Here is a 24,620-nt window from a genome sequence, read left to right as displayed (position 1 = left end):
GGGGCGGGCCCGACGGAGACGCCGGGCGAGCGGTTACCGGGGAACGGGGGCCGGGGGAGGCCGGCGAGCGTCAGGCGAGGCGGACGACGGCGCGGGACATGCCCAGCACCTTCTGCCCCGCGCTGGTGGCCGTGAGGTCCACCCGGACGGTGCGGGCCTCGTCGTCCAGCTTGGCCGCGACCTTCGCCGAGACCTCGATCACGGCGCCCTTCCCGTCGTCCGGGACGACGACGGGCTTGGTGAAGCGCACCCCGTACTCGACGACGGCGCTCGGGTCACCGACCCAGTCGGTGACGACACGGACGGCGGAGGCCATGGTGAACATGCCGTGCGCGATGACGTCGGGCAGGCCGACCTCACGGGCGAAGCGCTCGTTCCAGTGAATCGGGTTGAAGTCCCCCGAGGCCCCGGCATACCGCACCAGGGTCTCGCGGGTGACGGGGAACGTCTGCGCGGGCAGCTCGGTGCCGGGCTCGACGTCCGCGTAGGCGATCGTGGCGGTCATCTCAGCTCTTCTCCTCCGCCGCGCGGGCCACCAGCTTGGTGAAGGCGGTCACGACGTGCTCGCCCAGCGCGTCGTGCACCTCACCACGGATGTCCAGGATGTCGTTGCCCGCCATGGACTTGACGGCCTCGACGGTCGACGTCACCGTCAACCGGTCGCCGGCCCGCACCGGGCGGGTGTAGACGAAACGCTGGTCGCCGTGCACGACGCGGCTGTAGTCCAGCCCCAGCTCCGGGTCCTGCACGACCTGCCCGGCGGCGCGGAAGGTGATACTGAACACGAAGGTGGGCGGGGCGATCACATCCTCGTGGCCGAGGGCCTTCGCCGCCTCCTGGTCCGTGTACGCCGGGTTCGCGTCGCCGATGGCCTCCGCGAACTCCCGGATCTTCTCGCGGCCGACCTCGTAGGGCGCGGTGGGCGGGTAACTCCGCCCGACGAACGACTGGTCGAGGGCCATGGCCCGCTACCTCCTGCTGGGATCTGGTCTGTCCGTACACCTCACGGGGCCGGGCGCACCGCCGCTGTGGCGTTGGTCTCCCCCGACCCCGAAACGCCCTGAGGCCGCCCCCGGGAAAGGGGGCGGCCTCAGTGACGAACCTTGATCAACCCTGCGGTCAGCGCGTCTCGCGGTGCGCGGTGTGCGAGTTGCAGCGCGGGCAGTGCTTCTTCATCTCAAGACGGTCCGGGTTGTTACGCCGGTTCTTCTTGGTGATGTAGTTCCGCTCCTTGCACTCCACGCAGGCCAGCGTGATCTTCGGGCGGACGTCGGTGGCAGCCACGTTGAGTGCTCCTTGACGCGAACGAATAGGTGTTTAACGCAGAAAGAGTAGCCGATCGAAGGACCGACCCCACAATCGGCTACTGGGATTAGTAGCGGCGACCGGACTTGAACCGGTGACACAACGATTATGAGCCGTTTGCTCTACCGACTGAGCTACGCCGCCACGATGTGACCGGCCCTCCACCGCTGGCGGACGGCCTTCCACATCAGAGCCCCAAAACGGAATCGAACCGTTGACCTTCTCCTTACCATGGAGACGCTCTGCCGACTGAGCTATTGGGGCGAGCGATGAAGACACTACACGGTCCGCCGCCGAAGGTGAAATCCGTATCGCGGGCGTGAGGCGCCCTCGCGCGCCGCCCGGCGCGCCGCCCGACGTGCGACGTCGCGCGCGATCCCGCGCTCCGCCGCGCACGCCCCCGCGCCGCCCAGCCGACGTCCTCCCGGTTCGCTCTCCCCCCGGGTCGGCGTCCTCTGCGTCCTCAGGCCCCACCGTTCGGCGTCCTCCCCGTTCAGCGCCCGCCGGGCGGGCCCCGGCCGCGCTCCTCCGCGCGACCCCGCCGATTCCGGCGGGCGGCCGTCGGGTGGCCCGCCACCGCCGGTACGACTTATCCCGACAGGCCGCGACTGGGCAGCATCGTCCGCGAGCGCGTCCTACGCTCGGATGGATCTTGCACGTCTCCAGTCTGCAGGCCCCGGCCCGCCGGGAGCCAGGGCCACACGTTCCACGTCCACACACGCCCCGCCCCGCACCCCGCCGGGGCGTCACCGAGTGGGAGCCCGATGCCGGACAGCCAGCCTCAGGGGCCCGACGAGGGCCGCACCGGCACCGACCACGACGGCGCCACCCTCCTCCTCAGCGGTGCCCGCCTCGCCGACGGGCGCACCGTCGACGTCCGCATCACCGACGGCCACATCCAGGCCGTCGGCACCGCGGGCAGCCTCGCCGACACCGTCCCCCGCGACCGGGGCACCCGCGTCGACCTCACCGGGTACCTCCTCCTCCCCGCCCCCGCCGAGCCTCACGCCCACCACGACAACGCGCTCACCGCCGACGCCTCCGGCCCGCCCTCCCAGGACCCCGGCGACGTCCAGCGGCGCACCACACAGGCCGCCCTCCTCCAGCTCGGCCACGGAGCCACCGCCATCCGCACCCACGTACGCGTCGGCGACGTCACCGGGCTCGGGCCCCTACAGGCCGTCCTCGGCGCCCGGCGCGCCCTGCGCGGCCTGACCGAGCTCAGCGTCGTCGCCGTCCCCGGACTCCTCACCGGCATGGCCGGCGCCGACGGGCTCGCCCTCCTGCGGGACGCCGTCCGCATGGGCGTGGACGTCGTCGGAGGCTGCCCCGACCTCGACCCCGACCCCGCCGGGCACACCGAGGCCGTGCTCGAACTCGCCGCCGAACACGGCCGGCCCGTCGACCTCCACACCGGCGCCCCCGAGCCCGTCCGCCTCGCCCGGCTCGCCACCATGGCCGGCGGGCTGCGGCCCCGCGTCACCATCGGCCCCTGCCGCGGGCTCGCCCGACTGCCGCAGGACGTCGCCCGACAGCTCGCCGAACGGCTCGCCGCCTCCGGGGTCGGAGTCGTCACCCTGCCCCAGGGCGGCTGCGCGTACGAGGGCGGCTCCGGCCCATCCGGCCAACCCGGCAACCCGGGCCCCGGCAAGGCGGGCTGGGCGCCGCTGCGGCTGCTGCGCGCGGCGGGCGTCCACGTCGCGGCGGGCAGCGGCGCCCTGCGCGACACCGCCAACCCCGTCGGCCGCGGCGACCCCCTCGAGGCCGCCTTCCTGCTCGCCTCCGCCGCCGAGGCCGACCCCGACACCGCCTACGCCGCCGTCAGCGCCGCCGCCCGGCACACCCTCGGGCTTCCCCCGGTTCGGGTCGAGGCGGGTTTCCCGGCCGAGCTGCTCGCCGTCCGGGGCCAGACCGTCTCGGGTGTGCTGTCGCTCGGGTACAGCCGCGTCGTCGTGCACCGGGGGCGCGTGGTGGCCCGCACCAGCGCGGTACGGGAGTTCTGCGACGCCGCCGACGCCAACGGCCTCGATCTCCCGCGCCAGGCCCAGGGTTGACGCCTGCGCTGACCCCTCCGACATCCCGGTGCCGTACGGTCGGGACCATGCGTACAGTCATCGCAGGAGGAAACGGAAAGATCGCGGTACAGCTGGAACGGCTGCTCACCGCCCGCGGGGACGAGGCCGTCGGCCTGGTCCGCCGCCCCGAAGCCGCCGACCCCGTCCGGGCCGCCCACGCCGAACCCGTCGTCTGCGACCTGGAGTCGGCCACCGCCTCGGAGGTCGCGGGTCATCTCGCCGGCGCCGACGCCGCCGTCTTCGCGGCCGGTGCGGGCCCCGGCAGCGGCGCCGCCCGCAAGGACACCATGGACCGCGCGGGCGCCGAACTCTTCGCCGAGGCCTGTGCCCGGGCCGGGGTCCGCCGCCTCATCGTCGTCTCCGCCCTGCGCGTCGACGAGGAACCACCGCCCGGCACCGACCCCGTCTTCGCCGCCTACCTCCGGGCCAAGGGCGCCGCCGACGCCGCCATCCGGGCCCGCACCGACCTGGACTGGACGATCCTGCGCCCCGGCCGCCTCACCGACGAGCCCGGCACCGGGCGCGTCCGGCTCGGCGCCGACGTCACCCACTCCGAGGTCCCCCGCGAGGACGTGGCCGCCGTTCTCGCCGCGCTCCTCGACGAGCCCCGCACGGCGGGCCTCACCCTCGGCCTCGTCAGCGGCGAGACCCCGGTCCCCGCCGCCGTCACCGCCACCCTGCCGGCCTGAGCCGACGCGGTTGGACAGCCCTCCTCGGCCGTACGAGCATGGAAAGTGCAAGCCTCCCCGAGGAGGGCACCATGACCACTCTCCACATCGAGGCGCCGGTCACCGACTTCGATCTCTTCAAGAGGCAGTTCGACCGCAACGCCGAGCTGCGCCGCGAGGCGGGCGTCCGGCACTACCGCGTCCAGCGTCCGGTCGACGACCCGGCCGCCGTCGTCATCGACCTCGACTTCCCGACCGTCGAGCAGGCCGAGGGCTTCCTCAACACCATGCGTACGAAGATCTGGCCGGACAAGGAACGGTCCTCCTCCCTCACCGGACCGCCCCGCACACGGATCCTCGAACCCGCCGAGGAGAAGGACGTGACCTGACGTCCCGACAGCCGGGCCGACGGCCGTCATCCGATGGCGCCGTCACCCCCGTCGGCGGCGAGGTCCAGCCAGGCGAGCGCCGCCGCCGTCTCCGGGTGGTCCTCGCCCAGGATCGCCGCGCGGCCCTCCGCCACCTCACGGGCCAGCGCAACGGCTTCGGACGTCTCACCGAACGCGTACAGGGCCCGACTCAGCGCGATCGACACCCCCAGCACCAGCGGGTGTCCCTCTCCGTACCCGGCGCGCTGCCCCGCCAGCGCCGATCGCAGCAGGCCGACCGCCGCCTCCGCTCGGCCCTGGCGCAACAGCTCCTTCGCATACGCGTCCCGGGCCCAGACGGTGACGAGGTGCCCCGCCCCCAGGTGCCGCTCGCACTCCCCCACCAGCTCCGCGGCCGCCGCCTCCGCCCCCGCGTGATCACCCTGCGCCGCCCGGAGTTCCAGCAGCTCGCAGCGGGCCTTGAGCGTGTCGGTGTGCTCCGGACCCAGGAGCAGGGCGCGCCCGGCGAGCACCTCGTCCAGCAGCGGGCGGGCCTCGTCCCACCGCCCGAGCCGGTGCAGCAGCCGCTGCAGCTCGAAGCCCGCGTCGAGCGTGCGGACATCATCCGGGCCGAACACCTCGACGCAGCCCTGCCGCACCCGGCCAAGCCGTTCCGCGCCCTCGGCGTACCGGCCGAGCCGCAGCAGCACGGGCCCGGCGGCGAGCCCCGCCTCCAGCGTCACCGCGTCCCGCTCGCCCAGCACCCGTCTCGCCGTCCGCGCCGCCGCGTCCGCGAGCGCCAGGGCCGCAGGCCAGTCACCGGCCCGGTAGGCGAGCCGGGCGACGCGCAGCACGGGCCCGAGGACCTTCCGTACCACCTCGGCGGCGTCCATGACGCCCGGCTCGTCGGCCGCCCGGCCCGTCGCCCGGCCGGACGCCTCCCCCGCTGACTCGCCCGACGGCTCGGCCGGCTCCGCGTGGACCGTGGCCCGCTTCAGGAGCGCGGCCGCGTGCGGGGCCAGCAGTCGCGTCGTCGCCCGATCCCCGTCGCTGCCCGCACCCGCCGGCAACGCGGCGTCCAGCAGCTCGGCCGCCGTCGTCAGCAGCCGCGCGCGCTCACCGTGCGGCGTGCCCGCCGCCACGCTGTCCAGCAGCACCCCGTGGGCCAGCACGCAGCGCGCGGGCTCGGCCGAGCCCGCCCCGGGCGCCGTGGCCAGGGCGACGAGCGAGTGGTCGAGCAGCCCGCGCAGCGCGGGCTCCACCCGGACCCCCGCGGTCGCCGGATGCCCGGCCGCCGCCGCGAGCAGCGGCAACGGCAGCGGCTCCGCCGCCCAGCACGCCAGCAGACGCAGCAGCGTCACCGCGCCTGGCAGGCCTTCGGCGGCCAGGGCGTCCAACGACAGCCGCCACGTGCCGCCGGCCAGTTGGCCGTCCGGCGCCCCGGGCCGCGCGCCCCGGTCCAGGAGCCCCGTCGGGTCAGGCTCCAGCCGACTGCAGTACTCGCTCATCGTCCACCGCTCCAGCACCTGCTGGGCCAGATACGTCCCGGCCAGGTTGAGCGCGAGCGGCAGACAGCCCAGCCGCCGCGCCATCTCCCGCGCCTCCTCCGGCCCGCCCGCCTCCGGCGCCAGGTCGCACAGCGCCTGCGCGGCGTCCGGCAGCGGCAGCGCGCCCACCGCGTGGCGCACCGCCCCGGCCCACACCGGCGACGTCCCCTGCCGCGTCGTGACCACCACCGTCCCCCGGCGGGCCGCCCGCAGCCAGCCGCCCTCGGCCAGGATCTCCGGGGCGTCGGCGTTGTCCAGCACCAGCAGCCAGGGCCGCGAAGCCCCCTCCAGAGCCGCCCACGCCAGATCCGCCGCCGGGCGCCGCCCCTCGGCCGCTGCCGCGATCATGCCCTCGGGCACGCCCAGTTCGGCCGCCACGGCCAGCATGGAGGAACGCAGGGTCATCCGGTCCGCACAGCCCACCCAGAAGCAGTCCCGCGCCTGCTCCCGCTCCACCTCCCGGAAGAGCGCGTGGGCGATGCTCGTCTTCCCGCACCCACCCATACCGAACAGCACGTGCACCCCCGAGCCGCCCGGCGCCACCGCCTCCCGCAACGCGGCCCGCACGTCGTTCCGGTCCCGTAGGGCGGGCGGCGTGCGCCCCACCGTCGGCACCCGCACGGAGTCCGGCATCGGGCCCGGCCCGGCGGGGTGGTGATGGTGGTGCTCGACGATGTGCTGGTCCCCGGCCGCCTGGTACACCCGGCCCTGCCCCACGGCACGGCCGTACAGCGCCTCGCTCATCCCTCACCGACGCGCTGGTCGCGGCCCGCCTGGTAGACCCGGGCCCGCCCGGACGCCGTGGCGTTCAACGTCACCGTCGTCCCCGCCTGCTCCGGCTGCGCGGGCCGCAGCTCGTCCAACAGCACCCGCAGCTCGTCCGCCAGCTCCGGGCGCTCGACCAGCAGCCGCCGGACCCGGGCCTGCCACTCGGTGCGCAGCTCCTCCTCGGCCAGCTCGTCCCCGGCCTCCCGGGCCGCCAGCAGCTCGTCCCGGGACGCCGCCAGCTCCGCCCCGACGCCCTCGGCCCGCTCCGGGTGCACCCGCTGCCACAGCCCCATCAGCCCGTCCCGCGCCGACTGCCACGCCTCGGTCGCCAGCGCCCCGACGACGGCCGTCCCCGCGGCCCGCGCCAACTCGACGATCTGCGCGTCCATTCCGCCCCCGTTCACCCACGCCCTGCCTGACGTCCCGTCACCCTAGTTCCCCGGCCCCCGCCCCGTCATCGGGCGACCTTCCGCGGCGTCGGGGTGGCGGCCGGGGCCCGGGGCGTGAGCGTATGGGCGGGGAGCGTGCGTTCGGCGCGCAGCAGGATGGCCGCGCCGGCCAGGACCATGACGGCGAGAACCGCCCACAGGTGCCATTCCCCCGCGTCGAGCAGCAGCCCCAGCAGCATGGGCGCGATGGTGCTACAGAGGGACCAGGAGAGCTGGTAGGCCGACAGGTACCGTCCTTTCAGGTGGTCCGGCGCGGCCTGGACGGACAGGCCCTGCGACGGCGCGGAGTGGACGAGTTCGGCGGCGGTGTAGAGCACGGCGACGGCCAGGACGGCGACGATGGCGTCCGGACCGCCGACGAGCCGGGGCAGCGCGGCGAACGCGGCGAACGAGAGCGCGAAGCCGACGGCGCCGAGCGCGGCCGTGCGCGTCCGCCGGCCGCGCAGGGTCAGGCGGGCGACGGGCACGCCGAGAACGGCGACGAGAACGGTGTTGACCGCGAAGACGAGCCCGGCCAGGGCGTCCGGCAGGGCGACGTCACGCGTCAGGAACACCGGGAGGGCGATGGCCTGGGCGGTGTAGCCGAAGGCGATCAGGAAGTTGGCCGTCGTGATGAGCAGGTAGGGCCGGTCGGCGAGGACCCGCCGGTACCCTCCTCGCGCCTCGGGGCGGCGTGCGACGTCACCGCGGACGTTCGGGATGCGGGCGACCAGTACCGCGGCCAGGGCGAAGAGCCCGGCCAGAGCCTCGGCCGCCACGATGAAGCCGATGGTGTCGTTCCACGCCAGCATGCCGGCCGTGGCCAGACTGCCGCACCCCATTCCGGCGTTGCGCAGGCTGCGGTCCCACGCCAGGAGCCGGTCCCGCTCGGCACCTTGGGCGATGTCGCCGATCAGCGCGTGCTGGCTGGCCCCGGAGGCCCACGTCCCGACCGCCACCAGCAGGGCGATCACCAGGAAGGCGGGATAGGAGTCGGCCAACGGGTAGACGGCGAAGCCGATCGCACGCAGCGCGAGCACGCCGATGAGGACCTGCCGCCCGCCGAACCGGTCGATGAGGATGCCCGCGGCCGGCATGAAGCCCAGCGCACAGAGCCCGGCGACCGTCAGGCCGGTGCCGATCGAGGTCAGGGACAGCCCGGTGAGCGCGAGGACGAACAGCATGGTCAACGGCACGTAGATGCCGTTGCCGATCGAACTGACCAGACTCGCGGCGATGAGCCGGCGGCGCGCGGACGCGCCCGCCTCAGGTGCGGTCGAGCTCACCGGGCCCTCGCTTCGAACAGGCGCACGTGCTGATGAGAGCGGGGTGGCGGGCGGCGTCGGAACCTTGGACGACGGGCGGGGACGCGTGGAGCACGCGCATATCTTCCATGGAAGATATTTATCATCCGCGGAAGATACAGTGAAGGCATGCAGCCGGACGCCATCGCCGCGATCGTCGACCAGTGGCAGCGCGAGCGCCCCGACCTGGACGCGACGCCGATGCTGGTCGTCGGCAGGCTCTTCCGGCTCACCGCCACCCTCGACCAGCGCCTGCGGCCGCCGTTCGCCGACGCGGGGCTGGGCAGCGGCGACTTCGACCTGCTGGCCGCGCTTCGACGCGCCGGCGAGCCCTACACCCTGTCCGCCGGCGAACTCAGCCGCACCACCGTCGTCACGACCGGCGCGATCACCAAGCGGGTCGACCGGCTCGTGGCCCGCGGCCTCGTCGCCCGCACCGTCGACGAGGCAGACTCCCGCGGCCGCCTCATCACCCTCACCCCCGCGGGCGCGGCGCTGACCGACGAGCTCATCGCCGTCCACCTGGACAACCAGCGCCGCCTCCTCGCCGGGCTCGACGACGAGGAGGCGGCGCACCTCGCGGACCTCCTCCGCCGGCTCACCGCGGCGCTGCCCCCGCCCGACGACACCCGGAACGCCTGACCCCCACCGGGAACCGGCATCCCGGCCCGCGGACCCGGCGAGGCCGATGCCGTGGAGCCGGGCGACGAGCGCGCGTCCGCCGCGGCTCACCCGGGCGTCCCCCACCGGGCCGCGCCGTTCCGCCTCGGCGACGCGTTGTCGGTTGAGCGGGACGGCCACTTCCCACGAACCGTCCCGTCATGTCGCGGTCAGCCGGCGTCCTGCCGTTCCAGCCACGTCAGAATCGCCTGGTTCGTCTCCTCCGGCTTCTCCTGCTGGATCCAGTGACCGCAATCAAGGCTGACCACCTCCACGTTGGGCACGAAATCCCCCAGGTTCTCACCCCGTTGGACCAAGTCCCTGTCGCCATAGACCATGAGCGCGGGCTGCCGGATGACCGGGTCCACGTCCGCCAGGAGATGCCAGTTGCGGTCAAGGTTCCGGTACCAGTTGATGCTCGCCGTGAATCCTGTTGCGTATCCCGACGCGTGGCGGACCTCCTGGATCTAGTCGCGGGACGCCGCGCTCGAAAAGTTCATGCGGAACAGCCCTGGAACCTTGCCCTGAGTCAAGCCGCAAGAGCACCACCCTTGCGATCAGGTCCGCCCCAGGGAAGATTATCGAACGCTTGAACGGTTTCGGCTAGCATGACCGACTGGACACCCACAGAGATGATTCATTCACTGGAAGTAACGCAGGCATGGCGGCATACTGTCGCGCAAGGCATGGACGGGCATCAACCCATCGGGGGGTGGCTACCGTTGAGTAGCGCTGGCCGCAAAAAGACCGTTGCTTTCTACGAGGTTGTCCGGCCCAAGGAAGCCGGCGACCCACGCATGCGTCACCTAGAATGGCCTACGGTGCTCAGGAACCTTGCGCATTTGGGGATGCGACAGCGTCGGTACACAGACGGCGAGGATGTATACGTCGGAGAACCCATCGAAATGCACGGAACCCACCATTTGGTGTTGGCCCGCCTCCGCGACGGCGATGTTCAGCAGGTTGACTGGGATCATGGACGTATCGACGACCTGCAACTTGAGGGAAATCGCCACATCGTTGATACAACGATCGTTTGCTTCCTGCCATTCGGGAACGTAATCGGAGCCATTCAAAGCAGTGCCTCGGCCCCTCGACCCACTGCACTTCAGAGGTGGCTCAACAGCATGGATTCAGGAATCGCCGAAGACTTGGCAATTAGGCCGCTCGTCGGAAAAAATGCTTGGGAAAAAATCAACAACGCCGAAGCTGTCCACCTTTTCGAGATGCGCCTCATGCCCGGCCCCACGATGTTCCCGGCAGATTCTGGCGGTTTGGGTCAATTCTCGCGCGATGCCCACAGGTGCAATCCCGATGCATTGATCACACTCACCATCAAAGTCCCAAAGCAGCGCCGCTTCGGTCGCGATACCTCGCGTGCGCGTGGCGAGCGCCGCCTCAGGGAAGACGTACAGCGCTTCATGTCCGAGTTCGGAAGCCTAATTGGGCCAGACGGGTCGGTTGATCGCGCCATTGCCCATGTGTCCCTCGAATCTTCAGATGGCAGCCTGGCAGAGGACAGGATCAACTTCGTCTCGGACCACATCACTTCCCGCAAGACCGTCACGCTCAGGAGGAGCGAGGGTCACGCCCCCTGGTACGAAGCTGCCGTACACGCAGTCTTGGACGTCGCCTCGCAGCATGAGCGCGAGCTCCGGGAGGCTGTCAGTGCTGTGCCCTAGGCTGCCAAGCAGTCGGAGGGGGCAGACATGAGCGCATGGGCGGCGCGTGCTAGTCGGCGGCTACACGATATCTGGGGCGAACATCCATCGACGGACCTATTTGTTGCGGCCCTAGCCACTTTGCTTAGCGCTCTCTGGCTGAACCACCATGCCCTGTCCGAGCATCCGGCCGGGCAGCGGATGAACATTTACGCCGCCGTTGCCTCGGTTGCTGCTATCGTTGGGGGGTTTGGAGCAGCGGCGATCAGTCAGTACGCCTCGAACTCGGGGCAGCGCATGACATTTCTACGGCAACGCTTCGGTCCCAGTCTGCGCAGAAACTGGGTCAGCATTCTGACGTCCATGGTATCCGTGTCCGGTGGTTGCCTGCTTATCATGATCGCGGACTCAGGAAGGGAGCTTGGATGGCTCGGCTGGGTGGTTCAGGCTTTGATTTTGCTTGGCGCACTGCGAGCCATTCGTCTGATTTGGTTGTTCCGCCTCTTGATCGACGTCGCCGATCATGATGGCACTTCTGGTCACGATGCAACACCAATTACGGTTGTCGATCGAACCAGTGGGCACTCCTTGCATTGACCCCCAAGCAGCCTTCAGGCGCGCATGGAACCTTCGATTTCCTCTCCAAGCTCACGAAGAGGCGAGAGATAATCCACCGTTGCTGGATCATCGCCAAAATGAGATCTAAGAGTCACCGACAATTCACGACTTGCCATTACCAAAGAGAGGGTGGATTGCCGTGCGCCCGTCAGAGCACCCTGACCGTGCACGAGCGCTTGCTCAAGGTCTCCACTCCGCGCTGCAGTCACTCCGAGGGTGACGCGGGCTTCAGCGTTGCGCATCGGGGAGCGTTCGGTACCGTCGAAGTCGGTGCCGTCGCGTAGGATTTGTTCCGCGAGGTTGCGGGCAAGCCGGTTTTCACCGACGAGGCGATAGCAGTCCATCGCGTAAGTCGAACCTCGCCGGGGCAGCGACGAAGTGGTCGTCCAGGTTCTCTGAAAAGAGCATGCCTTCCAAGAGGCGCCGACCACGGTCGAGCGCCACCTCGGCCTGTCGGCGGTCCCCAACGCGGGCCCATGCCTTCGCTTCCTGCGGAGCCCGCTACACGGCGACACCGTGGTTCGCGGCACGTTTGGCGCCAGCTTGCGCGGCGGCGACAATACCTCGGTCGCCGTGGCCGGTCTCAGTGGCGAGTGAGAGCGCGGCCCGGCGCGTTGACTCGGCGCCGTGGCGGTTGCCCATGTCGTACTCGACGCAGCCAACCAGGAGCGCGAGCCAGTCGGAGAGCGCCAGGACTTCGCGGTGCTGGGCGAGCGTGAGACTCTTGGAGTGGAGGTCCACCACGCGGCTGAAATCTCCGCTCGGTTGGGGGAGCGGGGGACGCCGTCCCTCTGAGCCCCACGCATGCCCCATAGGTGCAGGTCACCCACCCGACGCCCGTCCACGGCTCGTCCAGAACCACTGGTAGAGGACGTGATCGAACGGGACGGGGTGAGACAGTCCGGCACTCCCGTGGGCACCGACACGAAGAGGCCCCTGCCTGCTTGTATGCAGGTCAGGGGCCTCTTGCGTTCCTGTGGCGGCGCTAGGATTCGAACCTAGGAAGGCTGAGCCGGCAGATTTACAGTCTGCTCCCTTTGGCCACTCGGGCACACCGCCTGGGGTTCGCCGTCCGGAGTCGCGCTCCTCGACGACGGGGTAAACCATACCTGATGGGTGGGGGTGCTTCGCCACTCGGTTGATCAGCGGCCCGGAGGGGGCGACAGGGCTAGGCTGGGCGGGCGCGGACGCCGTAGGGCGGGCCGTCGTCCCAACCGGATCTACGTACGAGGAGCCAACCAACGATGGCCGACTCCAGTTTCGACATCGTCTCGAAGGTCGACCGGCAGGAGGTCGACAACGCCCTCAACCAGGCCGCCAAGGAGATCTCGACGCGGTACGACTTCAAGGGCGTGGGAGCGAGCATCGCCTGGTCGGGCGAGAAGATCGAGATCCGTGCCAACTCCGAAGAGCGCGCGAAGGCGGTCCTCGACATCTTCGAGACCAAGCTGGTCAAGCGCGGGATCTCGCTGAAGGCCCTGGAGTCGGGCGAGCCGCAGGCGTCGGGCAAGGAGTACAAGATCTTCAGCTCGATCCAGGAGGGCATCTCCCAGGACAACGCGAAGAAGGTGGCCAAGGTCATCCGTGACGAGGGGCCGAAGGGCGTCAAGGCGCAGGTGCAGGGTGACGAGCTCCGGGTGAGCTCGAAGAGCCGGGACGCGCTGCAGGAGGTCATCGCCCTGCTGAAGGGCAAGGACTTCGACTTCGCGCTCCAGTTCGTCAACTACCGCTGACGGACCGCTCCCGCGCGGGCAGGGCGCAACGGGGGCGTTGTCGCCGGGGGCGTCCCGACGGCGGCCCCCGTCGCGTGCTGCTCGGCGGGGCGGCGATGAGTTTCGCCCCGGCGGGGAGTCTCTCTCACTGTCATCGACAGCAGAGGAGGAAGCCGTGACACAGCTTCTGCGGGTGCAGAACTTCAGCGTCTCGCGGGACGGCATCGCCGCCGGGGAAGACCAGAGCCTGGAGCGCCCTTTCGGCCACGTCGACCCGGGTGAGCTCTTCGCGTGGGCCGGGGCGACGGCGAGCTGGCCGGGGCGGACGGACCCCGGCGGGAGCCGTGGGCTGGACGACTACTTCACGCGGGACTTCGCGCGCAACATCGGCGCCGAGATCATGGGCCGCAACAAGTTCGGGCCGCAGCGCGGGCCGTGGCAGGACCACGAGTGGCGCGGCTGGTGGGGTGACGAGCCGCCGTTCCACACCCCGGTGTTCGTCATGACGCACCACGAGCGGCCCTCGTTCACGCTCTCGGACACCACGTTCCACTTCGTCTCCGGGGACCCGGCCGATGTCCTGAAGCGGGCGCGCGAGGCGGCGGAGGGCGGGGACGTCCGACTCGGGGGCGGGGTCACCACGATCCGGGAGTTCGTGGACGCCGATCTCGTCGACACGCTGCACGTGGCCGTGGCGCCCGTGGAGCTCGGGTCCGGGGTGCGCCTGTGGGAGTCCCCCGAGGAGTTGCTCGACCGGTTCCACCTGGAGGTCGTGCCCAGCCCGAGCGGGGTGGTGCACCACCTGTTCTGGCGCCGTTAGGCCAGGCGGGCTCAGCGGGCGGTGACCTTGGCGGCGAAGGCGGTGAGGTTGGCCATGGCGCGGTCGACGCGCTCCTGGAGCGTGAGGGACTCGGGGTGCCGGACGAGCCGCAGGGCGGGCTGGCGCTTGCCGCGGAGGTAGAGGGAGCAGGCGAGGTCGGCGCAGATGTACTGGCCGACGGAGTTGCCCTGACGGCCGGCGGCGCCCGCGCGCGGGGCGACGAGGAGGCGGACGCCCGCGAGGTCGTGCCCGGTGAGGCAGATCTGGCACATGCTGGACCTGACGGCGCCGGTGGGCTTGCCGGTGGCGCTGCGCAGCAGGATGCCGAGGGGGCCTCCGGCGCCGGGCATGACGATGAGGGAGCGCTGCGGTGCCGTCGGGTCGGTCCAGCCGAGGTAGTCGAGGTCTTCCCAGGGGGTGTCGGGGAAGCCCGTCGGCAGCCGCAGCCGGCTGGCCTCACCCTTGCTGCAGTTGACGAAGCTCGTGCGGATGTCCTTTTCGGTGAGTGGGTCCATTCCGGGGACGGTAGGCGACGGCAGGACCTGCGGTCGCCCGAATTTCCGCTGATCAGGCCCTGGGGTGGCTGAGGACGTTGACGACGCGGCCGTGCGGGTCGCGGGTGAAGAAGCGGCGGACTCCCCAGGGCTCGTCGGTGAGCGGGTGGACGATCTCGGCTCCGGAGGCGACGACGGCGGCGTGGACGGCGTCGACGTCCTCGACCTCGATGCTGAGGTCGGGCACGACGGGCGCGGACTCCTCCTCACGGATGAAGATGAGCTGGGCGGAGGGATTGCTCGGGGAGGCGAGGGTCATGACCCAGTCCAGGTTCATGACCTCCTCCAGCCCGAGGAGGCCGTAGAAGTCGCGGTGCTCGGCCATGGCGTGGGTGTGGAGGTCGGGCACGACGCGGCGGACGGTCATCGGGTGTGGCCTCCGTAGGGGTGGGAGAAGGGTGTGTCGTCGCGGACGATCTCGCGCCCGAGGGGCATCAGGGAGACGGGGATCAGCTTGAAGTTGGCGATTCCGAAGGGGATGCCGATGATCGTGACGCACAGGGCCACCCCGGCGACGATGTGGCTCAGGGCGAGCCACCAGCCGGCGAGGACGAGCCACAGGATGTTGCCGATCATGGAGGGCGCTCCGGCGTCAGGGCGCTCCACGGCGGAGTAGCCGAAGGGCCACAGGGCGTAGACGCCGATCCGGAACGAGGCGATGCCGAACGGGATGCCGATGATCGTGATGCACAGGATCAGCCCTGCGGCGAGGTAGCCGAGGAAGAGCCAGAAGCCGCTGAGGACGAGCCAGATGACGTTGAGGATGGTCTTCACGGGCGCCAGCCTGCCATGCGTTCGAGACGGGCGATACGTTCCGCCATGGGCGGGTGCGTCGAGAAGAGCCTGGCCATGCCCTCGCCGCGGCGGAAGGGGTTGGCGATCATCATGTGGCTGGCGGTTTCGAGGCGCGGCTCGGGGGGAAGCGGGAGCTGTTTCGTGCCGGCTTCCAGCTTCCGCAGGGCCGAGGCGAGGGCGAGTGGGTCGCCGGTGAGCCGGGCGCCGGCGGCGTCGGCCTCGTACTCGCGCGAACGGCTGACGGCGAGCTGGATGAGGGAGGCGGCGAGCGGCCCGAGGATCATCAGCATCAGTATGCCGACCAGCCCGGGGCCCTCCTCGTCGTCGCGGCCGATGGGGAGCAGCCAGGCGAAGTTGGCCAGGAAGACGATGACGGAGGCGAGCGCCCCGGCGACGGAGGAGATGAGGATGTCGCGGTTGTGGACGTGGCTCAGCTCGTGCCCGAGGACGCCGCGCAGCTCGCGCTCGTCGAGGAGGCGGAGGATGCCGTCGGTGCAGCAGACGGCGGCGTTGCGCGGGTTGCGTCCGGTGGCGAAGGCGTTGGGCGCCTGCGTCGGCGACACGTAGAGCCGCGGCATGGGCTGCCGGGCGGCGGTGGAGAGCTCCCGCACGACGCGGTAGAGCTGCGGGGCCTGGAACTCGCTGACCGGACGGGCCCGCATGGCGCGCAACGCGAGCTTGTCGCTGTTCCAGTAGGCGTAGGCGTTGGTGCCGAGGGCCACGAACAGCGCCACGATCAGGCCGGTGCGGCCGAAGAGGCCACCGATGACGATGATCAGTGCGGACAGCGCCCCGAGCAGCACAGCTGTCCTCATGCCGTTGTGTCGGCGGTGCACGGTACGCCCTCCTGGTGGTGCATCGGGGGATCCTTGCGCGGGTGGCGTCTCCACCGCCCTCCAGTGGACCTTCCCTGTGAGCACAACGCGAGGCGGCCACCCCGGGTTCCCCGCCGCTGGCAGAACCGGTGCGCGGTACATCTACATCGGCCGCCGCAGCCGGGCGATCGGCCGCCGCGCCCGCGCGATCGGCCGCCGCGTCCGCGCGACGTCCACGACAGGGCGGCGACCGACCTGCCGGGTTCGGAGACGGTTCCGGTCCAGGTGGCGACCTGGGAGACGGTCGACCACCGACCAGGCCGACGCGTACGGGTTCGGCCGGGTCGGGAGGGCCAGTCCAGCGAGCACATCACGTCCGACTGGACCGGCCCCGGATGAGAAGGGTCTACAGCAGGTCCCCGGAGGCGAAGCGGAGGATGAGCTGGGGGGCGCCGGAGAGGGCGAGGGCCGTGACGGCGGTGAGGCCGACCGCGAGGCCGACGGGCGCCGGGCGGGCGATCCGGACGGGCGCACCGGCGGGGGCGCGGAAGAGGACGGCCGTCCAGCGCAGGTAGTAGACGAGCCCGATGGCGACGTTGACGGCCATGGCGACGGCGAGCCAGCCGAGGTCGGCGTCGACGGCGGCGGCGAACACGGTGACCTTGGCGAACAGCCCGATGACGCCGGGCGGCAGTCCGGCCAGGCACAGGAGGAAGAAGCCGAGGACGAGCGCGGTCAGGGGGTGGGCGGCGTGGAGGCCGCGGAAGTCGCTGACCCGGGCTCCGCCGGCGCTGCCCTCGGGCAGGGGCGTGCCGTCGCGCCCGGTGCGGTGGACGCGCAGCACGATGGCGAAGGTGCCGAGGTTCACGACGGCGTACATGAGGGCGTAGGTGACGGTGGCACCGACGGCCCGGCCGGGGTCCTCGGCGTAGGCGGCGGAGGCGATGGGCACGAGCAGGTAGCCGGCCTGGGCGACGGAGGACCAGGCGAGCAGCCGGACGGCGCTGTGCGGGACGTCGGCCCGCTGCCGGAGGGCGCCGACGTTGCCGACGGTCATGGTGAGCGCGGCGAGTACGGCGACGACCAGGCCCCAGGTGTCCCCGTAGGCGGGGAAGGCGTAGACGGTGACGAGGATGAGCCCGGAGAAGCCGGCGGCCTTGCCGATCACGGAGAGGTAGGCGGCGACGGGCACGGGGGCGCCGACGTAGGTCTCGGGTACCCAGAAGTGGTAGGGGACGGCGGCGGTCTTGAAGGCGAAGCCCACGAGGGTGAGGACGACGCCGGTGGGGGCCAGGACGGCCAGGGCGGGGTCGACGTCGCGCAGGCCCTCGGCGACGGCGCTGAGGTGGAGGCTGCCGGTGGCGGCGTAGACGAAGCTGATGCCGAGCAGGCTGACGGCGGTGGCGGCGACCGAGGACAGGAAGAACTTGAGCGCGGCCTCGGAGGCGAGCCGGTCGCCGCGGCGCAGGGCGATGAGCCCGAAGACGGGCAGCGAGGCGACCTCGAGAGCGACGATGAGCGTGGCCAGGTCGCGGGCGGCGGGCAGCAGGGCGGCCCCGGCGGCCGAGGAGAGCAGCAGGAACCAGTACTCGCCGGGGGGCAGCTTGCTGTCGGCGACGGTGGTGAGCGAGAGCAGCGCGGTGAGCAGGGCGCCGCCGAGCACGAGGAACTGGATGGCGAGGGCGAAGCCGTCGGCCGTGTAGCTGCACACGGTGGGCTCGTCGGTCAGGCAGAAGGTGGCGCGGTCGTCGCCGAGGAGCGGCAGGAGGGAGAGGGCGGCGAGTCCGAGCCCGGCGACCGCGGCCCAGCCGAGCAGGTGCTTGTGCCGCTCGGCGAGGAAGAGGTCCGCGAGCAGGAGCAGCAGCCCGACGCCCGCGGTGACGACGACGGGGGCGAGCGCGACCCAGTCGACGGACTGGACCTGCTGCGCGGCGCTGGTCGCGCCGGCGGCGAGAGTGGCGAGGTCGGTCATCGGGCGACTCCCGGCAGGAGGTTCTGCACGGCCGGGTCGGTGAGCCCGAGGAGGAGCGCGGGCCACAGTCCGGCGAGGACGGTGAGGACGACGAGCGGCGTCCAGGCGGCGAACTCGTAGCCGCGGACGTCCGGGAGGGCGGCGGTCTCGGGCTGCCGTTCGCCCATGCAGACGCGCCGGACGACGAGCAGCAGGTAGGCGGCGGTGAGCAGGGTGCCGAGGCCGCCGAGGGCCATGAAGACGAGGAAGGCGGGGCGGCTGAGCCCGTCGGCGGGGTGGTAGGCGCCGAGCAGGGCGAGCATCTCGCCCCAGAACCCGGCGAGCCCCGGCAGCCCGAGGGAGGCGACGGCGCCGAAGGCGAGGAGCCCGCCGAAGCGGGGGGCGCGGCCGTAGAGCCCGGCGCCCCGGCCGCCCTCGGCGCTGCGGGCGAGGGCGTCGAGGTCGGTGGAGCCGGTGCGCTCCTTGAGGGCGCCGACGAGGAAGAAGAGCAGTCCGGTGACGAGGCCGTGGGCGATGTTGGCGAAGAGCGCCCCGTTGACACCCGTTCGGGTGAGGGTGGCGATGCCGAGGAGGACGAAGCCCATGTGGCCGACGGAGGAGTAGGCGATGAGCCGCTTGAGGTCGCCGCCGCCGCCCTGGCGGACGAGGGCGAGGCAGGCGAGGGAGCCGTAGAGGATGCCGACGACGGCGAAGGCGGCCAGGTAGGGCGCGAAGTACGCGGCGCCCTCGGGCGCGATGGGCAGGACGATGCGCACGAGGCCGTAGGTGCCCATCTTGAGCAGGACGCCGGCGAGGAGCACGGAGCCGACGGTGGGCGCGGCGGTGTGGGCGTCGGGCAGCCAGGTGTGCAGGGGCCACATCGGCGTCTTCACGGCGAAGCCGACGCCGAGGGCGAGGACGGCGATGATCTGGGTGGTGTGGCTGATCCCCGAGCCGTTGTCGGCGGCGAGTGCCACCATGTCGAACGTGCCCGCGCTGCGGCCGACGAGCAGCAGCCCGAGCAGCATGACGACGGAGCCGACGAGCGTGTAGAGGATGAACTTCCAGGCCGCCCGCGCGCGGCCTTCCCCGCCCCAGCGGGCGATCAGGAAGTACATCGGGATGAGCACCATCTCGAAGGCGAGGAAGAACAGCACGAGGTCGAGCACGGCGAAGGTGGCGAGCGTGCCGGCTTCGAGGACGAGGAGGAGGGCGACGAACGCCGTGGGGCTCGGTCCCTTCGGCGGGTTCCGGTAGCTGTAGAGCGCGCAGAGGAACGTCAGCAGGGCGGTCAGGACGAGGAGGGGGAGCGAGATGCCGTCGACGCCGAGGTGGAGCCGGATGCCGAGGGCGGGGATCCAGGAGAGGTCCGTGCCGCCCTGGATGTCCTCGGCCCGGTCGTAGTCGAAGCCCGCGGCGAGCACCAGGGCGGCGGCGAGGACGAGGCCGGTGACGGTGACGCCGTGGCGCAGCACGGCCTGCTCGGGGCCGCGTCCGCGCAGGCCGGGCGGGGCGGGCAGCAGGGCCGCGCCGGCGCCGAGCAGCGGCAGCACGACGACGGCCGCCAGGAGGTACTGCAGCACGGTGTCGTTGAGGGTGATCACGGCTCACGCTCCGGCGAGGACGACGGCGAGGGCCAGCACGATGGAGCCGGCGAGCAGGGCGCTCAGGTAGGTCTGGACGTTGCCCGTCTGGGCGAGCCGGACGGCCCGGCCCAGCCAGTTGGTCGTGGTCCCGGCGCCGCGCACGTAGGCGTCGATGACCTCGCGGTCCAGGAAGCGCACGAGAGTGGCGGCGCCGCGGACGGGGGTGACGAACGCCTTCTGGTAGAGCACGTCGAGGTGGAAGCCGTCGACGGCGGCGCGGTGGAGCGGCCCGAGGAGCACGGGCCCGGGGTCGACGGCGCCGTAGGTGACGGCGTGCCGCCACGCGCCCCAGGCGAGGGCGGCGCCGAGGGCGGCGGCGCCGGTGGCCAGGACGGAGGTGACGAGCGTCGGGCCGAGGCTTCCCCCGCCGAGCCAGTGCGGCAGCCAGTCGTAGAAGAGGCCGAAGGCGAGGGAGGGGAGGGCCAGCGCCCACAGGACGGCGGTCATGACGAGCGGCGGGTGCGTGTGCCCGGGCTCCGGCTGCTTCGCCTCAACTCCGGCGCCCTGCCCGGCGGCGGCCCCGGCGGCGGGCGCGCCCTCGGCGGCTGCCCCTCCGGCGGCCTCCGCGGCGGCGGCCTCCTCGGTGACGGCCCAGGCGTGGGCCTCGGTGGCGCCGGGCTCGGGCGCCGCGGCGTCCTCGGCGTCCGGGGTGCCGCCGTCGGCGGGAGCACCGGCCCCGGCCCCGGTGACGACGTGGGCGCCCCCTCCCGACGCGGCGACGGCGGCGGGCGCCACGGCGGTGAACGCGGCGGCCCCCTCGCTCCGGCAGGCCAGCAGCCACAGGCGGGCCGCGTAGGCGGCGGTGAGGGCGGCCGTGAGCAGCCCGGCCACGAGCACGATCCACCCGGCCGCGGCGGGGATGCCGTCGACGGGGTCGAGGGCTGCGTGCTCGGCCGCCCCGAGTACGGCCTCCTTGGAGAAGAAGCCGCTGAACGGCGGGATGGCGGCGAGGGCGAGCAGGCCGATCGTCAGCGTCCAGTAGACGTCGGGCACCCGGCGGGCGGTGCCGCCGGCGCGGGCCATGGCGGTGAGCGAGCCGGTGCCGGCGGCGTGGATGAGCACGCCGGCGGAGAGGAAGAGCAGCGCCTTGAAGGCGCCGTGGGAGAGGAGGTGGAAGACGGCGGCACCCCGGTCGGCGACGGCCAGGGCACCGGCGAGGTAGCCGAGCTGGCCGATGGTCGAGTAGGCGAGCACGCGCTTGATGTCGTCCTGGGCGAGCGCGGCCAGCGCGGAACCGGCCATGGTGACGGCGGCCAGCAGCGCGAGGACGACGAGGGCGGCCGCGGAGGCGGTGAAGACGGGCAGCAGCCGGGCCACGAAGTACACGCCCGCCGCCACCATCGTCGCGGCGTGGATGAGGGCGGATACGGGGGTGGGGCCCGCCATCGCGTCCGGCAGCCAGGTGTGCAGCGGGAACTGCGCGGACTTGCCCGCGACGCCCGCGAGCAGCAGCAGCGCGATGACCGTGGGGTGGTCGAGCTGGAAGTCGGCGAGCGGGGAGGTGAGGCGGGTGACGATCGTGGAGATGCGGAACGTCCCTGCCTCGGAGGCGAGGGCGAGGATGCCGATGAGGAACGGCACGTCGCCCAGCTTGGTGACGAGGAACGCCTTGAGCGAGGCGGCCCGGGCCGCGGCCGTCTCCCAGTAGTGGCCGACGAGGAAGTACGAGCAGATGCCCATGACCTCCCAGCCGACGAGCAGCACGATGAGGTCGTCGCTGTAGACCACGAGGAGCATCGCGGCGGTGAAGAGGGAGACGAGCGCGGAGTACGAGGCGTAGCGGGGGTCGTCGCGCAGGTATCCGGTGGAGTAGATCTGCACGCAGGACGCGACGACGGCGACGAGGACCGCGACGAGGACCGCGGTGCCGTCGATGTTGAAGGCCAGCTCGACGGGGAGGGCGGCGTTGCCGGTGGGGGTCAGCTCCGTGGCGGCGGTCAGCGGGGCCCGGCCGCCCTGCCGCACCGCGACGACGACGGCGAGCACGGCGGCGGTGAGCGTCGGCAGGACGGCGAGCGGACGGACGAAGCCGGGCGCCTTGCGCCCGGCGCCGAGCCCGCCGAGGGCACCGAGGAAGGGCAGGACGGGGACGAGGACGGCGAGGGTGGTCGTGCTCACGCGGCGGCCCCCGCGCCTCGGGCCCCGGCGGCGTCCGCGCTGTCCACGGCGTGCTCCTCGGCGTCGTCGGATGGGTGGTCGGGGCGGGCGGCGTCACCGGGCCCGGGGGGCGGCTCGGCCAGGTCACGCAGGCGGTCGACGTTGGACCCGGCCCGGTTGCGGTACACGAGCAGAACGATGGCCAGACCGATGCCGATCTCGGCGGCGGCGATGGCGATGGTGAAGAGCGTCAGGCTCTGTCCGGCGCGCAGGGTGTCGCGCAGCCACACGTCGAAGGCGACGAGGTTCAGGTTGACCGCGTTGAGCATCAGCTCGACGGAGATCAGCACGAGGACGGCGTTGCGGCGGGCGAGCACGCCGTACAGGCCGACGCTGAACAGCAGCGCGGCGAGCACGGCGGGGTAGACGAGATGCATCAGCGCTCCTCCTCCGGTGCGGTCGCCGCCCCGGAACCGGCCCCCGGACCGGCCCCGGGCCCGGCCACGGAACCGGCCCCCGGCTCCCCCTCGCCCGCCCGGCGGCGGGAGACGACGATGGCGCCGACGAGGGCGGCGAGCAGCAACACGGACAGCGCTTCGAAGGGCAGCACCCAGTGCCGGAACAGCGCCTCGCCGACGGCCTGGGTGGAGCCCTGCGGGGTGTCCACGTCGATCCAGGCGGTGGCGAAGGCGTCGACGACGACGGTGACGAGCGTCGCCGCCGCGGCCAGGGCCACCACAAGGGCGACCCAGCGGTTGCCGGAGTCGGCGTCCGGAGAACGGCCGATGGGCGCCCGGGTCAGCATGAGCCCGAACAGCAGCAGCACGACGACGGAGCCGACGTAGATGAGCACCTGCACCCAGGCCACGAACTCGGCGGTGAGCAGCAGGTACTCCACCGCGACGCCGCCCAGCGCGAGGACGAGCCACAGCGCGGCGTGCACGAGCTGCTTGGTGGTGACGGCCATGAGTGCGGCGCCGAGCGTGACCAGTCCGGTGAGGACGAAGGCGATCTCGACGCCGGTGGGCGAGAGGAAGCCGGGAGCGTTCACGGGCGCTCCCCCTCCTCGCCCGGCTCCGCCGCCGACTCGGCCGCGGCCTGCTGGGCGGCGGCCGCGGCCTTGTCTGCGGCCTTGCGGGCGGCGGCGATCTCCTTCGGCTCCTCGGCGGCCGGGTCGAGCGGCGGTGGCTCGGGCACCGTCCACATCCACTCGCGCAGCTTGTCGCGCTCGTGGGTGAGCTCTCGGATGTCCGTCTCCGCGTATTCGAACTCGGGGGACCAGAACAGCGCGTCGAACGGACACACCTCGATGCAGATCCCGCAGTACATGCACAGGGAGAAGTCGATGGCGAAGCGGTCCAGCACGTTGCGGCTGCGCTCGCGCCCGCCCGGGGTGACGGCGGGCACCGTCTCCTTGTGGGAGTCGATGTAGATGCACCAGTCCGGGCACTCGCGTGCGCAGAGCATGCAGACCGTGCAGTTCTCCTCGAACAGCCCGATGACGCCGCGGCTGCGCGCGGGCAGGTGCGGCTGCACGTCCGGGTAGTGCGCGGTGTGCGAGCGCCGCGTCATCGTCCGCAGGGTGACGGCGAGGCCCTTGGCCAGGCCGGAGCCGGGGAGGCCCATCAGGGGAACACCACCTTCACGACACCGGTGACGGCGATCTGGAACAGGGCGAGCGGCACCAGCACCGTCCAGGCGAACTTCTGGATCTGGTCGGCGCGCATCCGGGGCCAGGCGACGCGCATCCAGATCACCAGGAAGCTGAGCGCACCGGTCTTGAGCAGCATCCACAACCAGCCGAGCTGGTCGGAGAACGGGCCGTGCCAGCCGCCGAGGAACAGCACGGCGGTCAGCGCCGAGACGACGACGATGCCCGCGTACTCGGCCAGCATGAACAGGGCGAAGCGCAGCCCGCCGTACTCGGTGAGCGGGCCGAAGATGATCTCCTCGGGGGCCAGCGGCGCGTCGAAGGGCGGGCGGTGGAGCTCGGCGATGCCCGCGGTGAAGAAGACGAAGGCGCCGATGAGCTGCCACGGCAGCCACCACCACTCCCAGGCGTCCAGGATGCCCGGCAGCGAGAGCGTGCCGGCGGCCATGGTCACGGACGCTGCGGAGAGGAGGAGCGGCAGCTCGTAGGCCATCAGCTGAGCGGCGGTGCGCAGGCCGCCGAGCAGGCTGTACTTGTTGGCCGAGGCCCAGCCGCCCATGAGCTGGCCGAGCACGCCGACGCCGAGGACGGCGAGCACGAAGAAGATGCCCGCGTCGATGACCTGCCCGACCCCTCCGTCGGGCGCCACGGGGATGGCGATGAGCACGAGGAGGTAGGGGACGAGCGCGACCGCGGGGGCGAGGCGGAAGATCCGCCGGTCCGCCTCGGCCGGGACGACGTCCTCCTTCTGGGCGAACTTGACGCCGTCCGCGACGAGCTGGGCCCAGCCGTGGAAGCCGCCCGCGTACATCGGCCCGACCCGGCCCTGCATGTGGGCCATGACCTTGTGCTCGGTCTGGCCGACGAGGAGGGGGAGTGTCAGAAACGCCACGAGCACGGCGGCGAGCCGCCACGCCACGTCGAAGAATTCCATCTAGCCCTGGTCCTCCTCTCGGTCGGTGGTCCGGTCGTCGGTGTTGGTGTTGGCGTCGGCTTCGGGCTCGGCCTTGGGCGCGGCGGGCTCAGGCTTCGGCGCGGCGGGCTCGGCCTTGGGCGCGGCGGGCTCGGGCTTCGGCGCGGCGGGCTCGGGCTTCGGCGCGGCGACAGGCGCGGTTTCGGCCTTCGGCTCGGGCGGCTCGGCCTCGGGCTTCGGCTCGCGCCACGGCGCGTCGGCCGC

At 72.2% G+C, this 24,620-nt stretch carries 29 protein-coding genes and 3 tRNA genes; 8 read left to right on the top strand and 24 right to left on the bottom strand.

The features are described 5' to 3' along the window. Positions 1 to 70: 70 nt before the first annotated feature. From HPT28_RS12020 to HPT28_RS12000, 5 genes are all read right to left on the bottom strand, one after another. Positions 71 to 505 carry a MaoC family dehydratase gene (locus HPT28_RS12020; protein WP_219091025.1) on the bottom strand — a complete coding sequence of 145 codons (435 nt, stop codon included), beginning with the start codon at positions 503 to 505 and terminating at the stop codon, positions 71 to 73. A gap of 1 nt (position 506) precedes the next feature. Continuing rightward, complete coding sequence (locus HPT28_RS12015; protein ID WP_219091024.1) at positions 507 to 962, bottom strand: MaoC family dehydratase N-terminal domain-containing protein; 456 nt, start codon at positions 960 to 962, stop codon at positions 507 to 509. Between the two features lie 157 nt (positions 963 to 1,119). After that, complete coding sequence (gene rpmG / locus HPT28_RS12010) at positions 1,120 to 1,284, bottom strand: 50S ribosomal protein L33 (RefSeq protein ID WP_003956487.1); 165 nt, start codon at positions 1,282 to 1,284, stop codon at positions 1,120 to 1,122. 92 nt (positions 1,285 to 1,376) lie between these two features. Further along, a tRNA-Met gene (locus HPT28_RS12005) sits at positions 1,377 to 1,449 on the bottom strand. Between the two features lie 47 nt (positions 1,450 to 1,496). Next, positions 1,497 to 1,569, bottom strand: a tRNA-Thr gene (locus HPT28_RS12000). Between the two features lie 500 nt (positions 1,570 to 2,069). On the opposite strand from HPT28_RS12000, the gene HPT28_RS11995 reads away from it, so the two are divergent. The 3 genes from HPT28_RS11995 to HPT28_RS11985 all read left to right on the top strand — a co-directional run bounded on the left by HPT28_RS11995 (position 2,070) and on the right by HPT28_RS11985 (position 4,437). Then, positions 2,070 to 3,359 carry a hydrolase gene (locus tag HPT28_RS11995; protein ID WP_219091023.1) on the top strand — a complete coding sequence of 430 codons (1,290 nt, stop codon included), beginning with the start codon at positions 2,070 to 2,072 and terminating at the stop codon, positions 3,357 to 3,359. Positions 3,360 to 3,406: 47 nt separating this feature from the next. Beyond that, on the top strand, positions 3,407 to 4,069 hold the full coding sequence (locus HPT28_RS11990; RefSeq protein WP_219091022.1) for an NAD(P)H-binding protein: 663 nt from the start codon (positions 3,407 to 3,409) through the stop codon (positions 4,067 to 4,069). 71 nt (positions 4,070 to 4,140) lie between these two features. Continuing rightward, complete coding sequence (locus tag HPT28_RS11985; protein WP_219091021.1) at positions 4,141 to 4,437, top strand: hypothetical protein; 297 nt, start codon at positions 4,141 to 4,143, stop codon at positions 4,435 to 4,437. A gap of 26 nt (positions 4,438 to 4,463) precedes the next feature. Here HPT28_RS11985 and HPT28_RS27410 read toward each other — a convergent pair whose 3' ends face one another. The 3 genes from HPT28_RS27410 to HPT28_RS11970 all read right to left on the bottom strand — a co-directional run bounded on the left by HPT28_RS27410 (position 4,464) and on the right by HPT28_RS11970 (position 8,445). Continuing rightward, positions 4,464 to 6,707 (bottom strand): tetratricopeptide repeat protein, encoded by a 2,244-nt coding sequence (locus tag HPT28_RS27410; protein WP_219091020.1) that lies wholly within the window; start codon positions 6,705 to 6,707, stop codon positions 4,464 to 4,466. Then, on the bottom strand, positions 6,704 to 7,120 hold the full coding sequence (locus tag HPT28_RS11975) for a hypothetical protein (protein WP_219091019.1): 417 nt from the start codon (positions 7,118 to 7,120) through the stop codon (positions 6,704 to 6,706). Before HPT28_RS11975 ends, HPT28_RS27410 begins: the two co-directional genes overlap by 4 nt. Before the next feature lie 65 nt (positions 7,121 to 7,185). Continuing rightward, complete coding sequence (locus HPT28_RS11970) at positions 7,186 to 8,445, bottom strand: MFS transporter (protein ID WP_219091018.1); 1,260 nt, start codon at positions 8,443 to 8,445, stop codon at positions 7,186 to 7,188. Positions 8,446 to 8,592: 147 nt separating this feature from the next. On the opposite strand from HPT28_RS11970, the gene HPT28_RS11965 reads away from it, so the two are divergent. Beyond that, positions 8,593 to 9,105: a MarR family winged helix-turn-helix transcriptional regulator gene (locus tag HPT28_RS11965; RefSeq protein ID WP_219091017.1), complete on the top strand. Its 513-nt coding sequence runs from the start codon at positions 8,593 to 8,595 to the stop codon at positions 9,103 to 9,105. 188 nt (positions 9,106 to 9,293) lie between these two features. Here the strand turns inward: HPT28_RS11965 and HPT28_RS11960 are convergent, their stop codons facing one another. Continuing rightward, positions 9,294 to 9,491: an alpha/beta fold hydrolase gene (locus HPT28_RS11960; RefSeq protein WP_374226957.1), complete on the bottom strand. Its 198-nt coding sequence runs from the start codon at positions 9,489 to 9,491 to the stop codon at positions 9,294 to 9,296. A 240-nt stretch (positions 9,492 to 9,731) separates the two neighbouring features. Here HPT28_RS11960 and HPT28_RS11955 point away from each other — a divergent pair, with 240 nt between their 5' ends. Beyond that, positions 9,732 to 10,805, top strand: coding sequence for a hypothetical protein (locus HPT28_RS11955; RefSeq protein WP_219091016.1), 1,074 nt, complete (start codon positions 9,732 to 9,734; stop codon positions 10,803 to 10,805). A gap of 27 nt (positions 10,806 to 10,832) precedes the next feature. Then, entirely contained in the window at positions 10,833 to 11,381 is a 549-nt protein-coding gene (locus HPT28_RS11950) for a hypothetical protein (protein ID WP_219091015.1), read from the top strand. A gap of 14 nt (positions 11,382 to 11,395) precedes the next feature. Here the strand turns inward: HPT28_RS11950 and HPT28_RS26810 are convergent, their stop codons facing one another. The 3 genes from HPT28_RS26810 to HPT28_RS11940 form a co-directional block, all read right to left on the bottom strand. Then, on the bottom strand, positions 11,396 to 11,746 hold the full coding sequence (locus tag HPT28_RS26810) for a hypothetical protein (RefSeq protein WP_257578479.1): 351 nt from the start codon (positions 11,744 to 11,746) through the stop codon (positions 11,396 to 11,398). A 157-nt stretch (positions 11,747 to 11,903) separates the two neighbouring features. Beyond that, positions 11,904 to 12,146 carry a hypothetical protein gene (locus tag HPT28_RS26805; protein WP_257578478.1) on the bottom strand — a complete coding sequence of 81 codons (243 nt, stop codon included), beginning with the start codon at positions 12,144 to 12,146 and terminating at the stop codon, positions 11,904 to 11,906. Between the two features lie 233 nt (positions 12,147 to 12,379). Next, positions 12,380 to 12,461, bottom strand: a tRNA-Tyr gene (locus HPT28_RS11940). A gap of 185 nt (positions 12,462 to 12,646) precedes the next feature. Between HPT28_RS11940 and HPT28_RS11935 the strand changes: the two genes are divergently transcribed. After that, complete coding sequence (locus HPT28_RS11935; RefSeq protein WP_219091014.1) at positions 12,647 to 13,135, top strand: YajQ family cyclic di-GMP-binding protein; 489 nt, start codon at positions 12,647 to 12,649, stop codon at positions 13,133 to 13,135. 154 nt (positions 13,136 to 13,289) lie between these two features. Further along, positions 13,290 to 13,934, top strand: a complete 645-nt coding sequence (locus tag HPT28_RS11930; protein WP_219091013.1) for a dihydrofolate reductase family protein — start codon at positions 13,290 to 13,292, stop codon at positions 13,932 to 13,934. Between the two features lie 11 nt (positions 13,935 to 13,945). Here the strand turns inward: HPT28_RS11930 and HPT28_RS11925 are convergent, their stop codons facing one another. The 12 genes from HPT28_RS11925 to HPT28_RS11870 all read right to left on the bottom strand — a co-directional run. Beyond that, positions 13,946 to 14,449, bottom strand: coding sequence for an FBP domain-containing protein (locus HPT28_RS11925; protein WP_219091012.1), 504 nt, complete (start codon positions 14,447 to 14,449; stop codon positions 13,946 to 13,948). Positions 14,450 to 14,501: 52 nt separating this feature from the next. Beyond that, on the bottom strand, positions 14,502 to 14,855 hold the full coding sequence (locus tag HPT28_RS11920) for a VOC family protein (RefSeq protein WP_219091011.1): 354 nt from the start codon (positions 14,853 to 14,855) through the stop codon (positions 14,502 to 14,504). Then, positions 14,852 to 15,262 (bottom strand): YccF domain-containing protein, encoded by a 411-nt coding sequence (locus tag HPT28_RS11915; RefSeq protein ID WP_219091010.1) that lies wholly within the window; start codon positions 15,260 to 15,262, stop codon positions 14,852 to 14,854. The genes HPT28_RS11920 and HPT28_RS11915 overlap by 4 nt, the downstream gene beginning before the upstream one ends. Continuing rightward, entirely contained in the window at positions 15,259 to 16,119 is an 861-nt protein-coding gene (htpX, locus tag HPT28_RS11910) for a zinc metalloprotease HtpX (RefSeq protein WP_219091009.1), read from the bottom strand. The genes HPT28_RS11915 and htpX overlap by 4 nt, the downstream gene beginning before the upstream one ends. Before the next feature lie 385 nt (positions 16,120 to 16,504). Next, positions 16,505 to 18,070 (bottom strand): NADH-quinone oxidoreductase subunit N, encoded by a 1,566-nt coding sequence (locus HPT28_RS11905; RefSeq protein ID WP_219091008.1) that lies wholly within the window; start codon positions 18,068 to 18,070, stop codon positions 16,505 to 16,507. After that, positions 18,067 to 19,653: a NuoM family protein gene (locus HPT28_RS11900; protein WP_219091007.1), complete on the bottom strand. Its 1,587-nt coding sequence runs from the start codon at positions 19,651 to 19,653 to the stop codon at positions 18,067 to 18,069. Before HPT28_RS11900 ends, HPT28_RS11905 begins: the two co-directional genes overlap by 4 nt. Positions 19,654 to 19,656: 3 nt before the next feature. Further along, positions 19,657 to 21,813 (bottom strand): NADH-quinone oxidoreductase subunit L, encoded by a 2,157-nt coding sequence (locus HPT28_RS11895; RefSeq protein WP_219091006.1) that lies wholly within the window; start codon positions 21,811 to 21,813, stop codon positions 19,657 to 19,659. After that, positions 21,810 to 22,229 (bottom strand): NADH-quinone oxidoreductase subunit NuoK, encoded by a 420-nt coding sequence (gene nuoK, locus HPT28_RS11890; RefSeq protein WP_219091005.1) that lies wholly within the window; start codon positions 22,227 to 22,229, stop codon positions 21,810 to 21,812. Before nuoK ends, HPT28_RS11895 begins: the two co-directional genes overlap by 4 nt. Further along, positions 22,229 to 22,843 (bottom strand): NADH-quinone oxidoreductase subunit J, encoded by a 615-nt coding sequence (locus HPT28_RS11885; RefSeq protein ID WP_219091004.1) that lies wholly within the window; start codon positions 22,841 to 22,843, stop codon positions 22,229 to 22,231. The genes nuoK and HPT28_RS11885 overlap by 1 nt, the downstream gene beginning before the upstream one ends. Beyond that, a complete protein-coding gene (locus HPT28_RS11880) occupies positions 22,840 to 23,418 on the bottom strand; it encodes an NADH-quinone oxidoreductase subunit I (protein WP_219091003.1) in 579 nt (192 codons plus the stop codon). Before HPT28_RS11880 ends, HPT28_RS11885 begins: the two co-directional genes overlap by 4 nt. Next, on the bottom strand, positions 23,418 to 24,377 hold the full coding sequence (locus tag HPT28_RS11875; RefSeq protein ID WP_219091002.1) for a complex I subunit 1 family protein: 960 nt from the start codon (positions 24,375 to 24,377) through the stop codon (positions 23,418 to 23,420). The genes HPT28_RS11880 and HPT28_RS11875 overlap by 1 nt, the downstream gene beginning before the upstream one ends. Beyond that, a partial coding sequence (locus HPT28_RS11870) for a hypothetical protein (RefSeq protein WP_219091001.1) occupies positions 24,378 to 24,620 on the bottom strand: 243 nt, incomplete at its 5' end.

Source organism: Streptomyces sp. JJ38, from assembly GCF_019303475.1.
In the GTDB taxonomy this organism is placed as follows: Bacteria; Actinomycetota; Actinomycetes; order Streptomycetales; family Streptomycetaceae; genus Streptomyces.
Note: the sequence above shows the minus strand (reverse complement) of the source record. Positions and strands in the feature narration are given on the sequence as shown.

Excerpts from the sequence above, each read along its gene's own strand:
- HPT28_RS12020 (WP_219091025.1), bottom strand. The coding sequence starts at position 505 with ATGACCGCCACGATCGCCTACGCGGACGTCGAGCCCGGCACCGAGCTG.
- HPT28_RS12015 (WP_219091024.1), bottom strand. The coding sequence starts at position 962 with ATGGCCCTCGACCAGTCGTTCGTCGGGCGGAGTTACCCGCCCACCGCG.
- HPT28_RS11995 (WP_219091023.1), top strand. The coding sequence starts at position 2,070 with ATGCCGGACAGCCAGCCTCAGGGGCCCGACGAGGGCCGCACCGGCACC.
- HPT28_RS11990 (WP_219091022.1), top strand. The coding sequence starts at position 3,407 with ATGCGTACAGTCATCGCAGGAGGAAACGGAAAGATCGCGGTACAGCTG.
- HPT28_RS11985 (WP_219091021.1), top strand. The coding sequence starts at position 4,141 with ATGACCACTCTCCACATCGAGGCGCCGGTCACCGACTTCGATCTCTTC.
- HPT28_RS27410 (WP_219091020.1), bottom strand. The coding sequence starts at position 6,707 with ATGAGCGAGGCGCTGTACGGCCGTGCCGTGGGGCAGGGCCGGGTGTAC.
- HPT28_RS11975 (WP_219091019.1), bottom strand. The coding sequence starts at position 7,120 with ATGGACGCGCAGATCGTCGAGTTGGCGCGGGCCGCGGGGACGGCCGTC.
- HPT28_RS11965 (WP_219091017.1), top strand. The coding sequence starts at position 8,593 with ATGCAGCCGGACGCCATCGCCGCGATCGTCGACCAGTGGCAGCGCGAG.
- HPT28_RS11955 (WP_219091016.1), top strand. The coding sequence starts at position 9,732 with ATGACCGACTGGACACCCACAGAGATGATTCATTCACTGGAAGTAACG.
- HPT28_RS11950 (WP_219091015.1), top strand. The coding sequence starts at position 10,833 with ATGAGCGCATGGGCGGCGCGTGCTAGTCGGCGGCTACACGATATCTGG.
- HPT28_RS26810 (WP_257578479.1), bottom strand. The coding sequence starts at position 11,746 with ATGGACTGCTATCGCCTCGTCGGTGAAAACCGGCTTGCCCGCAACCTC.
- HPT28_RS11935 (WP_219091014.1), top strand. The coding sequence starts at position 12,647 with ATGGCCGACTCCAGTTTCGACATCGTCTCGAAGGTCGACCGGCAGGAG.
- HPT28_RS11925 (WP_219091012.1), bottom strand. The coding sequence starts at position 14,449 with ATGGACCCACTCACCGAAAAGGACATCCGCACGAGCTTCGTCAACTGC.
- HPT28_RS11920 (WP_219091011.1), bottom strand. The coding sequence starts at position 14,855 with ATGACCGTCCGCCGCGTCGTGCCCGACCTCCACACCCACGCCATGGCC.
- HPT28_RS11905 (WP_219091008.1), bottom strand. The coding sequence starts at position 18,070 with ATGACCGACCTCGCCACTCTCGCCGCCGGCGCGACCAGCGCCGCGCAG.
- nuoK (WP_219091005.1), bottom strand. The coding sequence starts at position 22,229 with ATGCATCTCGTCTACCCCGCCGTGCTCGCCGCGCTGCTGTTCAGCGTC.
- HPT28_RS11880 (WP_219091003.1), bottom strand. The coding sequence starts at position 23,418 with ATGGGCCTCCCCGGCTCCGGCCTGGCCAAGGGCCTCGCCGTCACCCTG.
- HPT28_RS11875 (WP_219091002.1), bottom strand. The coding sequence starts at position 24,377 with ATGGAATTCTTCGACGTGGCGTGGCGGCTCGCCGCCGTGCTCGTGGCG.